An 11,772-nucleotide genomic window follows, 5' to 3' on the forward strand; every position below is an offset into this window, starting at 1 on the left:
CGCTAGCCTCACCTAGGTGACCTGGACGGACCCCGCCACGTGGTACGCAAACCTGGCTTCCTTTTACGCCGCCGCTGCGGCCTTCATCACCGACCCGGCCGGCAACGTGTTGCTCGTTAAGCCCACCTACCGCGATCACTGGGCATTCCCTGGTGGCTATGTGGACGAGGGTGAGAACCCACATGAAGCCTGTGCCCGCGAGATCCGAGAGGAACTGGGGATTCCTGCAATCGTTCGCGAACTCCTCGTCGTGGACTGGGCACCGCCCGCAGCACACCGACCCCGCTCTATAGTCAGCTTCACGTTCGACTGCGGGCAGATGCCAGACCTCGCCGAACTCAAACTGGCTGGACAGGAAATAGAGGACGCAGCTTTCCTGCCCGGCCAAGATGCGCAGCAGCGTCTTCCCGACAACGTCGCCCCTCGAGTTCTTGCAGCAATGCGTGCCCGAGCTAGAAGCTCGACCGTCTATCTGCCTGCCGAGTACCCGCTCAAGGGTCGGCCAACAAAGCTCCCGGGATATAACGGTCCCAAGTGAGAAACCAACCCTGGCATCCTAGAGACCGCTATCCGCATAGCTACCAGCGGCGGCACACCGCCACCCTGCCTCCATGAGCGCACGCCACCCTGGAACCGCGAGCTAGCACAGCTCTCGAGCAACCTCAGGTCCGAGTTGGCCTCCTCCGACGCACAATGATGCCGGTTCGATGCAACTTGGCTTCTTACTCGCTTGAACGGCGACGCATCTCAAGGTATGCCCATTACGCCCAGCTCACAAGTTTCATGTTTTCGCCCGAGAACCCGGGCTTCGATGATCTTGGCGCGGCAGGCTCCGAACGCTCGCCTCGAACCGGTTGATCGATTCTATGACTTCATTGGCAAAGATTCGACATTGCGTTCGTTGAGCTTCGCCAAGAACTTCAGGGCGACCATGGGCGAGAGGCGCCCTGTACTGAGATAGCCCAATCAGAACGTTCCTCCAGTAAACCTTGTCGTTCTTATCGAAGACCCTTTGAAAATATTCCCATTCGACTTGAATGATTGTCCATAAGTCACCGGGGTAGGTGTAGGAAAGCCACGGAGCCTGCCTCGCAAACATCTTCTGGTCACGCTCCATCTTTGCAAGAGCCTCGTTCCACGCTCGCAAGATAGCGGGACTCTTTTTCGTCACTAAAGCGGGCCAATCCTCACCATATTCCTCGACCATCCGGGCCTCCACAATGCCACGCAATCGCACTTCGGCGTGACCAAGGATGCCCCACGGATCCAGACTCCACGTACGATTTCTCAATGCATCCCGGAATATCTCCTGGTCAGATAATGAGACTTCATCGGTCGAGCTTTTTTCATTCTGTAGAGCAAGTATTCCGAGTAGCTCTAGCTCCTGCTTCTCAAGCAGCATGTCGTCAATTATCGGCCCTAGCACAAACTGAGCGGCGGCATGAACCAAGTCAATCTCGCCAAGGTAATCGATGACCCGCAGCAAAAGCTTGGATCGTTCCAGGTCGGCAGCGCGTACCGGATGGCGGTCTGGACGAACAGTCAGCCAATATTTCACAAGCGCCGGGTGACCCCCAGACCACTTCAAGCATTCGCTGGCATCGTCTGCACTAACGCTGTTAACTGTGGAGGCAAAAGAGCTCACATCTTCGACTGAGACACTCCCCAGAAACTCTGCATAACAAACGCTTGCGAGCGTCGAAATTCCTGTAACCTTTGCTTCAATAGATTGCAAAGATCTTCGAGACAAGATAAGAGCCGTGCAGGGCAACGTCTCCGGACGGTGGACAAGTTCGCGGAACAGTAGCAAGAATTCCTGCCCATCATCGAAATGCAGGACTCGGTCAAATTGGTCTAGGACAAGTATGACCCGACAACCTGCCTGCTCGATTTGCTGCCGTGCGGCCTTCCAAGCTGCATGCGTGTGCGGCGGAGTGGCGGTGCCGGCTTCGCATCGTGGACCATGCGAGGCCAGGGAGGCTATTTCAGCAAAAAGTTCCAGACCAGATTTAACCGTCGACAGGTCTACCCTAATAAGGCGCGAACCGTCGCCATCGAAACTTGCAATGACGCGATCTGAGATCCAGGACTTGCCGGATCCTGGGCTGCCGTGAACAGCAACGTTCGCTGGGGCACTCAAGAGGGCACGAACTCGCTCGGGGAGATCCATCCGGGAAGTCATGAAGCCCTCCGCCTCAAATAGTCTGCGTACAGCAGGACACGAATTGCAACACCCGCCTCCGTCTCGCGAACAACTCCTCGCATTCGTAGATCTTCGAGCGCCTTCATCTGCCTTGCTTCAAGTTGCAGCGCCTCGACTTGAACTGGGTGATTCTGGCTCCCAGACAAAAGCGCGATCCGGCGCAGAACCTCCATGGCAAGACGTGAACCATCCTCTTCCTGCTCTTGGTCCATTGCCGACAATAAAGAATGAGTATTGTCGGCGCTCACCAAGCAGTCAAACTTATGCCCTTCGATACAATCATTTCCCGAAAGTAGACTTTCGACCGCTTCCTCAACATCACTTTGCGTAATATTCGATCGTCGCTTTGAGTTTACAAATTCGATTATTCGATCGCAGAGTATTTGCGTAAAGAAAGGGTGACCGTCGGTGTACGATGCGATAGTGCTCAACGCATATCCAGTGTATCGGCTGGCATTCTGCGGTGTCCGAACGGGAACATCAGCCAAGGCCTGGGTCTCTTCTAGATTTAAGTAGTCGAGTCTTCGCGTAGTCATTACGCTAAATTCGTTGGGGTAGGATTCCAAGAATCTCGGCATAGTGTCCTGCCCCACTAGCAGAGCCGAGAAAAGCCGAGCCTCTAATATGCCCTTAAGTTGACGCATGAAATCACGGAGCTCATTGTGTTCGCGGGGCTCAATACCTCGGCGTCGCAGAACTTCGTGCAAGTATGTGAACTCGTCCACGACGATAACGAAAGGCGTGTTGAGGAATCCTGCCATCCGCAGGACGACTCGACCTGCTTCTCGTGCTCGTTGCAGGCTTCGAAGCGGTCGCCTTTCGATCGTTGCCGAATCTGGCCAGCGCGACAGGAGCGGACCTGACAACTCCGGCGGCAATTTGCGGTCCAACTGGACACGAAACTGGTCGAGAATTTCCTCGACAAAATCTACCGTCATGCTCCTCCTATCGATTGTCCCCATCGATAGACTCGCAACGATAGCCCCCCGCTCGGTCAGCCGACTCCTAACTTGCTCTAAGACACTCGACTTCCCGGTCCGCTGTTGCCCATATAACGCGTAACACATGCCTGCAGGAATTTTGGCCAGTTCCCTGATGAACTCCTCGATCAAGACTCTGCGGCCAAAGAACATCTCACGCTTAGAGACAGGAAGGCCACCAGCATACGCTCGGAAAGGATTGGCGATTTCCTGGTGCTCTTCCTTTCCGTGAATCTTGACAATGAGAGTTTGTCGAGGCGTTGCTGAGACCACCCCGCCAGGTCCGACGAAAGCTAGATGTGCGTCGACCCGAACCTCGGTTCTGGAGCCTTGCTTTCTATTGTCCCTCATTCTTGCAGTCAGAATAGAAGACTCGCCAGCTTTCAATTCTGGAATAACGGGAAGGCTTCCGATCACTTTGAGATTCCTGAATTTATCGAGAACCAGTCGAACATTTCGCACATTCAATGAAGGCTGATCTAGCGACACTCGGACGGGAAGCTCGAATTCGTTGTCGTTGCCGCGCGTTACGTTAACCGTGTCCTGCGTCAAAATGCGCGGGGCGGAGCCCCCTCCTTCGGCCAATGCCTCCGAATGTAGACGCTCTATCTCGACAATCGACTCAAAGATCTCGTCCAGGACTGCCGGCAAGTTCCCGCCTCGACCCTGGTAACTTCGGCCCTTCCTTGCATTTCGCTCCGCCTTGACGAAGTTGGTTCGCGCTTCTAGGTATGAAGCGTCGACATCATCTCTGTATCGAAGTAGACGAAGGAGTTGTCTTGCCACTACAAGCACTGCGTGCGCCCGCCGGCTATTTACTGTTGACGTTATGGAACTTACGTCTTGCGCCAGCCGAGCGGAGATGATTTCTGCCCGTTTCAAATAGTCATGTTGCACAGCCGCAGATTGCAGCATCTCCTGTAGACCACGCGCGATGTCAGCTTGCCTGCGAATTTGACTCGGCTTCGGTTGAGAAGGTGGCTCTACGGCCCTCCCCTGCCGGGGAGTGGGCTGCCGAGACCTATGCTGCGCCGTTGCCGATGCAACCGCCTCAATCGGAACCATGATTTCTCGGCCATCGTCCGTCTTCAGCGCAATTTCGGTCTCAAAAACTTTGACTACCTCAGCTGTCAAAGCGTACGACGAGCGAGTTCCGACGAGCTCTACGTCGTAACGCGTGCCGACCCGAAGGTTATGATCATTCGACACCAAGACCACACACACTTTCTCGGGATCTGTAGCTTCAACTGCTTGGGCGTCTCCGCCTCCGAAGCCCATACGTCTGTACACTTGCACTCAACTGCACGGGACTGCTGGCGTCAACACCGTCACGTGCAACACCCGTCGGGGAAGGCGTCTCACATCTGGGTTAGTCGGATATCTGACGTTACTCAGGCATCTGATTTGCGTATGTCGGCACATAACGGGTACGAATCAACGGGTAGTCGAGTGGGCCGCCGATATGGGCAACGGATCATGGCCTTGACGTGTAGAGACGGGATTCAAAGCGGCCGACCGACGGTGACGGTCGCCGTGGGGTGGCCTGCCCTTGTGGATGAACGGCGAAGGTTCGCTGGTCGGCACTATGCGGACGGTCGCGAGCCTGGCACGGAGCAGGGTAGATGCCGCAGTCAGAGCCGGTGGGCAAGCCGGAGCCGGCGAAGACATGCCGTATCCAGGTGGGTGTTTAGGTGAGACCAGCATGGCTCACTTCGTCGGGCGCGGTCCTACCACTAAGCATCCGACACCCAGATGGCGGCGACCAGCACCTCGAAAGTGTCGTGACAGTGTCGTGACAGTGCCGCCGCGGTCGCTGACCGTACCTACGTGCTAGCTACGAGGCACGATGCCACAACTCTGTCGCTCCGCGAGTCGCGAATCCCCGTCGGCGGCTCGGGCAGGGCCGACTAGAGGCCAGGCGCATCTGCCGCACGTACAGATCGCCGGGCCTCACCGCCACTGTTCGGCCAGCCGAAGGGCTCGTAACGGTCTCCAAGCGCGGGGAGCCAAACACGTGAGCTGTTTCTGGTAGTTGCCCGGACAGATCTCGGACGCCCGTAAATAGCTGATATCGACCGAGTGAGAGATGCATTACATATGGGTTTAGAGCGGACTTTACGACCTTGACCGCCGCCGCGTGGGGGATCATCGAGCGGTCGGCGCTGTCTAGCATCGAGGCTGGGTAGACCTCGAGAAGCATCCCCTGCCAGGGGCCGTCATCGACACAACGCTCACAGGGCGACGATCGCCGCAGTCTCCGCAGGCAACTCGATCCGGTCCCGCATCACCGTGACCCCCTCCCCCGTAGCCAGCAGCACCCGCCGCGCCACCCCAGGCAGCGACACCCCCTGCCCCCGCCCAGCCAGGTTCGCCACGACAAGCGTGTCCCCCCGCCGCATCAGCAGGAACTGATCCCCGTGCTGCACAGAAACAGCGTTCAACCGAGGATCCGAAAGATCAGGAAGAGACCGCCGCAGTGCGATCAACCGCCGGTAGAACGACAGCATCGAAGCATGCTCAGGCTTGTCCAGCTCCGCCCAGTCCAACCGCGACCGCACGAACGTCTGCGGGTCCTGCGGATCAGGCACGTCCCCCTCGGGCCACCCGTGCGAGGCGAACTCCCGCCGCCGCCCGGTCCGCACCGCAGAAGCCAACTCCGGCTCCGGGTGCGACGTAAAGAACTGCCAAGGCGTAGAAGCCGCCCACTCCTCCCCCATGAACAGCATGGGAGTAAACGGCGCGGTCAGCAGCAGCGTGGCACCGACCCGTAGCAGCGACGGAGACAGCGAGGCAGAGATCCGGTCCCCGGTAGCCCGGTTCCCGATCTGGTCGTGGTTCTGTAGGTAGGCCACGAACCGGTGCCCCGGCACCCGAGGATCGACAGGCCGCCCGTGGTGCCGGTTACGGAAGCTGGACCAGGTCCCCGCGTGGAAGAACCCGCCCGTCAGCACATCAGACAGCGTTTCGAGGGAGCCGAAGTCCCCGTAGTAACCCTGCCGCTCCCCCGTCAGCAACGTGTGCAGCGCGTGGTGCGCGTCGTCGTTCCACTGCGCGTGCAGCCCGAACCCACCCGCCTCCCGGGGGGTGATCAGCCGCGGGTCGTTGAGGTCAGACTCGGCGATCAGGGACAACGGCCGCCCCAGGTGCGTCGACAGAGCCTCGACCTCAATCGCCAGCTCTTCGAGCAGCGGCACCGCGCGGGTGTCCGGCAGCGCGTGCACCGCGTCCAGGCGTAGCCCGTCGACGTGGTAGTCGCGCAGCCACATGAGCACGCTGTCGATGATGTAGCGGCGTACCTCGTCGGACTGCGGGCCATCGAGGTTGATCGAGCGGCCCCAACTGTTGCTCTGCTCGGCGAGGTAGGGGCCGAACCGTGGCGCGTAGGCCCCGGAGGGCCCGAAATGGTTGTAGACAACGTCGAGGATCACCCCCAACCCGCGAGCGTGGGCGGCGTCGACGAACCGTTTCAAGCCGTCGGGGCCGCCGTAGGGCTCGTGTGGGGCATACCAGCAGACGCCGTCGTACCCCCAGTTGTGTTCGCCGTTGAAGGCGTTGACCGGGAGCAGCTCGATCAGGTCGACACCGAGGTTCACCAGGTGGTCGAGGCGGTCGACGGCCGCGTCGAAGGTGCCCTCCGGGGTGAAGGTGCCGATGTGCAGCTCGTAGAGGATGCTGCCGGGCAGCTGCCGGCCGGTCCACGCGCTGTCGGACCACGCGAAGTCGGCGTGGTCGTAGCGGCGGCTCGGCCCGTGCACCCCCGCAGGCTGCCACGGGGAACGGGGGTCGGGCAGGGCCGTTTCGTCGTCGTTCAGCAGAAAGGAGTAGTCGAGGCCGGCGTCGGGGACGTCGACCCGCCACCAGCCGTCGGCGGTGGCTCGCATCTCGTGGTCGGTGTCGCCGGCCAGGCGCAGTCGCACCCGGGAGGCGTCCGGCGCCCACACGGAGAATTCGGTCATGAAGCGGCCTCCTCGGCGGCGGTGAGAGGAGCCAGGAGAGCGACGGGATAGTCGGCCAGAAGAGTGTCCAGCGGAATCTCCTCGCCACTGTAGACCCGCCCGGTGAACAGGTCCTTCACATCGTGAACGGGAAGCGACAGGGCCGTGTCGCACCACCCTCCGGCGCGGGCCAGGCCCAGCGGCAGGCGGGTCGCCACGGTGATCGCGCCTCCCCTGTCGAACGCCACCACGTGGCGGCTCACCCGCCCGTGCGCGGCCACCGGCCGGTAGCTGGTGAACAGCTCCGGGTGCGCCCGCCGCAACCGCAGCGTCCGCGACACGACGAGCAGCTTCGCCGCTCCGTCGGTGTCGACCGGGGGACGCCAGCCGCCGTCGAGGCGTGCCAGCATCTCTCGGCGTACGTCGAAGTCGACCGGGCGGCGATTGTCCGGGTCGACCAGCGAGTTGTCCCACAACTCGGTGCCCTGGTAGGTGTCCGGCACACCGGGCATCGTGAGTTGGATCAGCTTCTGCCCCAGCGAGTTGCACCAGCCGGCCGGGGTAATCGCGGCGGCGAGTTCGGTCAGCTCGTCGTGCAGGCTTGGGTCGTCGTACATCAGGTCGACCACGGCGTGCAGGGCCTGCTCGAACGCCGGGTCCGGGTCCGCCCAACTGGTCGAGGCCCCGGCCTCCCGGGCGGCCTTCTCGACGTACGCGTGCAGTCGCTCCCGTTCGATCGGCCAGGCGCCGACGGCGGTCTGCCAGAGCAGGTGGGCGAACGACGGGTCGGGCAGCGGGGCGTACTCCATCCAGGCCTTGACCTGCTCCGCCCAGCGGCCCGGCAGCTCGCTGAGCACGGCGAGGCGGGCGCGGATGTCCTCGCTGCGCTTGGTGTCGTGGGTGGAGAGGGTGGTCATGCCGGTGGGCCAGCGGACCTGCTGCGCGGTGGCGAAGCGGTGGAACTCCGCCGGTGGCACCCCGAAGCGGGAAGGGCTGTCGCCGACCTCGTTGAGCGCCACGAACCGGGTCCACCGGTAGAACGCGGTGTCCTCCACGCCCTTGGCCATCACCGCGCCGGTGAGCTGCGGGAACCGCATGCCCAGCTCGTCGTCGGGGTCGCGCAGCCGGCGGGTCACCGCGTCCAGGGCGGGGGCCAGGTCGGGGCGGCGGCGACCGGCCTCGGAGCGGGCGGCGGCGAGGTGCCGGGCGCCGTGCGGCGGGTAGCCCCGATAGACGGCGAACGCGGCGGCCAGCTCGGCGAGCGCCGTGCGGGCCTGCTCGGTGGGCACCTCGGGGGCGAGGGCGGCCAGCCGGGTCAGCTCGGCGGCGAGCAGCCGGGTGGCGGCGGCCAGTTTGGTGGAGTGGGTCAGGTCCTCCCAGGAGGTCTGCCGGCCGTTGAGGTGGGTGTCCAGGACGGTGAAGTCGCCCTCGGCGTCGATGTCGATGAAGAGCCCACCGACCATGGCCAGGGCGTCGTAGCCGGTGGTGCCGTCCACCGGCCAGTCCGGCAGCTCCTCGCCGTACTCCAGGATCTTCTCCACCACCAGCCAGGCGTCCGGAGCGGCGGCCCGCAACCGGGCCAGGTAGCCGGCCGGGTCGCGCAGGCCGTCCGGGTGGTCGACGCGGATGCCGTCGACCTCCCCGGCGGCGGCCCAGCGCAGGATCAGCTCGTGGGTGGCGGCGAACACCGCCGGGTCCTCCACGCGCAGACCGGCCAGGGTCGCGATGGCGAAGAACCGGCGGTACGTCAGCTCGGCGTCACCCCGACGCCACGACACCAGCTCGTAGTGCTGCCGGTCGTGCACCGCCCGGGCGTCGCCGTCGCCGGTGCCGTCGGCGACCGGGAAGCGGTGCTCGTGGTAGCGCAGCTCCCCGTCGACGAGTTTGAGGTCGTCCAGGGCGGCCGCGTCGTCGGCCAGCACCGGCAGCAGCAGCCGGCCCCGGTCCCAGTCGATGTCGAACCAGTCGGCGTACGACGAGTCGCGCCCCCGGCGCAGCACGTCCCACCAGGCCGGGTTGGCCGGTGGCACGGCGACCCCGGCGTGGTTGGGCACGATGTCCACGACCAGCCCGAGGTTCTTGTCCCGCAGGGCGCGCAGCAGCCGCTGCCGGGCGGCCTCCCCGCCCAGCTCCGGGTTGACCTCCCGGTGGTCGACCACGTCGTAGCCGTGCTGGGAGCCGGGCGTCGCGCTCAGCAGCGGGGCGCTGTAGAGGTGGCTGACGCCGAGGTCGGCCAGGTAGTCGACGATCGCGGCTGTCGCGTCCAGGTCGAAGCCGGGGCGGACCTGGATGCGGTAGGTGGCCTTCGGAGGGGTGGCCGGCATGTCAGATCGTCCTCTCCAGCACCACGAGGGAACGGTCCGGCACCCGGATGGTGCCGCCCGCGCTGATCACCGTCGCGTCGTCGGGCTCGGGGTCGGCCGTGCTGATCACCCGTTCCCACTTCTGGCCGTACTCGCTGCCGGGCAGGGTGAAGTCAAGCGGCGCGTCGTGGGCGTTGAAGCAGAGCAGGAACGAGGCGTCGTGGTGTTTCTGGCCGTACTGGCCGCGCTCCCGGATGCCCTCACCGTTGACGAACAGCGCCACCGAGCGGCCGAAGTCGTTGCCCCAGTCGTCGCCGGTCATCTCCCGCCCGTCCGGGGTGTGCCAGGCCAGGTCCGGCAGGGGCGCGTCGACGTCCCGTCCGCCCACCGGCAGGCCGGTGAAGAACCGGCGGCGGCGGAACACCTGGTGCCGCTTGCGGAACGCGGTGAGCGTCCGGACGAACTCCAGCAACTGCTCGTCGACGTTGTCCCAGTCGACCCAGGCCAGCTCGCTGTCCTGGCAGTAGACGTTGTTGTTGCCGTGCTGGGTACGCCCCAACTCGTCGCCGTGACCGATCATCGGCACGCCCTGCGACAGCATGAGCGTGGCCAGGAAGTTGCGCCGCTGCTTGGCGCGCAGCGCGAGCACCGCCTCGTCGCCGGTCTCGCCCTCCACACCGCAGTTCCACGACCGGTTGTGGCTCTCGCCGTCCCGGTTGTCCTCGCCGTTGGCCTCGTTGTGCTTGTCGTTGTACGACACCAGGTCGTTGAGCGTGAACCCGTCGTGCACCGTCACGAAGTTGATGCTGTGGAACGGCCGCCGCCCGTCGTCCTGGTAGAGGTCGGCGGAGCCGGAGATCCGGGACGCGAACTCGGCTAGGGTGGCCGGCTCGCCGCGCCAGAAGTCCCGCACCGTGTCGCGGTACTTGCCGTTCCACTCCGTCCACAACGGCGGGAAGTTGCCCACCTGGTAGCCGCCGGGGCCGACGTCCCACGGTTCGGCGATCAGCTTGACCTGGCTGACCACCGGGTCCTGCTGCACCACCTCGAAGAAGGTCGACAGCCGGTCCACCTCGTAGAACTCGCGGGCCAGGGTGGCCGCCAGGTCGAACCGGAAACCGTCGACGTGCATCTCGGTCACCCAGTACCGCAGCGAATCCATGATCAGTTGCAGGGAGTGCGGGCTGCGCACGTTCAGGCTGTTGCCGGTGCCGGTGTAGTCGACGAAGTAGCGGCGGTCCTCCTCGCTGAGCCGGTAGTAGCTGGGCGCGTCCACGCCCTTGAAGCTCAACGTCGGCCCGAGGTGGTTGCCCTCGGCGGTGTGGTTGTAGACCACGTCGAGGATGACCTCGATGCCCGCCGCGTGCAGCGCCTTGACCATCCCCCGGAACTCCTGCACCTGCTGACCCAGGCGGCCGAGCGCCGAGTAGCCGTGGTGCGGGGCGAAGAACCCGATGGTGTTGTAACCCCAGTAGTTGCGCAGACCCAGATCGCTCAGGCGGTGGTCGTGCACGAACTGGTGCACCGGCATCAACTCGATCGCCGTCACCCCGAGCCGGGTCAGATAGTCGATCATCGGCGGGGAGGCGATGCCCGCGTACGTGCCGCGCAGCTCCTCCGGGATGTCCGGGTGCCGCATGGTCAACCCGCGCACGTGCGCCTCGTAGATCACCGAGTGGTGGTACGGGGTGCGCGGCGGCTTGTCGTTGCCCCAGTCGAAGTACGGGTTCACCACCACCGACTTGGGCATGAACGGCGCCGAGTCGGTCTCGTTCATCCGCTCCGGCTCGGCCATGTCGTAGTCGTAGACCGCCGGGTCCCACTCGACGTCGCCGTCGATGGCCTTCGCGTACGGGTCGAGCAGCAGCTTGTGCGGGTTGCAGCGCAGCCCGTTCGCCGGGTCGTACGGGCCGTGCACCCGGTAGCCGTACCGCTGCCCCGGCTCGATGCCCGGCAGGTACGCGTGCCAGACGTACGCGTCCACCTCCCGCAGCTCGACACGGCGCTCCGCGCCGGTGTCCCACTCGTCGAAGAGGCACAACTCGATCCGCTCGGCCACCTCGGAGAAGATGGCGAAGTTGGTGCCCATTCCGTCGTACGTGGCGCCCAGGGGATACCGCTCACCCGGCCAGACCTGCATGTCGCTCCCTCAAAGCACGGTCATGTGCGCGGGTATTGCCCTACGCCCCGGCACGCCAATCCATCCTTTCAGGCGAGGGTCGAAATCCACCTGTCTGGTGCGCGCTACACCCCTCAGGTGTCTTCCGTCACCATGGCGGCTCTGAAGGTGCGGTATCGCGCTCGATGCCCTTTGCTGGTTGGGGACACGCGCCCGCGCGTGCCCACTCGGC

General features: G+C 63.7%; 6 protein-coding genes. 1 reads left to right on the top strand and 5 read right to left on the bottom strand.

Annotated elements, in window-relative coordinates; genetic code table 11:
• The first annotated feature begins 16 nt into the window (after positions 1–16).
• On the top strand, positions 17–538 hold the full coding sequence (locus tag ABZS77_RS15730) for an NUDIX hydrolase (RefSeq protein WP_354823000.1): 522 nt from the start codon (positions 17–19) through the stop codon (positions 536–538).
• Positions 539–781: 243 nt separating this feature from the next.
• On the opposite strand, the gene ABZS77_RS15735 is transcribed toward ABZS77_RS15730, so the two are convergent.
• The 5 genes from ABZS77_RS15735 to glgX form a co-directional block, all read right to left on the bottom strand.
• Complete coding sequence (locus tag ABZS77_RS15735) at positions 782–2,182, bottom strand: ATP-binding protein (protein WP_354823002.1); 1,401 nt, start codon at positions 2,180–2,182, stop codon at positions 782–784.
• Positions 2,179–3,834: an ATP-binding protein gene (locus tag ABZS77_RS15740; protein ID WP_354823004.1), complete on the bottom strand. Its 1,656-nt coding sequence runs from the start codon at positions 3,832–3,834 to the stop codon at positions 2,179–2,181. Before ABZS77_RS15740 ends, ABZS77_RS15735 begins: the two co-directional genes overlap by 4 nt.
• 1,580 nt (positions 3,835–5,414) lie before the next feature.
• Complete coding sequence (treZ, locus tag ABZS77_RS15745; RefSeq protein ID WP_354823006.1) at positions 5,415–7,139, bottom strand: malto-oligosyltrehalose trehalohydrolase; 1,725 nt, start codon at positions 7,137–7,139, stop codon at positions 5,415–5,417.
• Positions 7,136–9,442 (bottom strand): malto-oligosyltrehalose synthase, encoded by a 2,307-nt coding sequence (treY, locus tag ABZS77_RS15750; RefSeq protein ID WP_354823008.1) that lies wholly within the window; start codon positions 9,440–9,442, stop codon positions 7,136–7,138. The genes treZ and treY overlap by 4 nt, the downstream gene beginning before the upstream one ends.
• Before the next feature lies 1 nt (position 9,443).
• Complete coding sequence (glgX, locus tag ABZS77_RS15755) at positions 9,444–11,561, bottom strand: glycogen debranching protein GlgX (protein WP_354823010.1); 2,118 nt, start codon at positions 11,559–11,561, stop codon at positions 9,444–9,446.
• Between the last annotated feature and the right edge of the window lie 211 nt (positions 11,562–11,772).

Origin of the sequence: Micromonospora sp. NPDC005298, assembly GCF_040607375.1 — a bacterium.
Lineage (GTDB): Bacteria > Actinomycetota > Actinomycetes > Mycobacteriales > Micromonosporaceae > Micromonospora.

What these genes read in the sequence shown, in the direction of transcription:
- treZ (WP_354823006.1), bottom strand. Translation starts at nt 7,139, where the DNA reads ATGACCGAATTCTCCGTGTGGGCGCCGGACGCCTCCCGGGTGCGACTG.
- ABZS77_RS15735 (WP_354823002.1), bottom strand. Translation starts at nt 2,182, where the DNA reads ATGACTTCCCGGATGGATCTCCCCGAGCGAGTTCGTGCCCTCTTGAGT.
- glgX (WP_354823010.1), bottom strand. Translation starts at nt 11,561, where the DNA reads ATGCAGGTCTGGCCGGGTGAGCGGTATCCCCTGGGCGCCACGTACGAC.
- treY (WP_354823008.1), bottom strand. Translation starts at nt 9,442, where the DNA reads ATGCCGGCCACCCCTCCGAAGGCCACCTACCGCATCCAGGTCCGCCCC.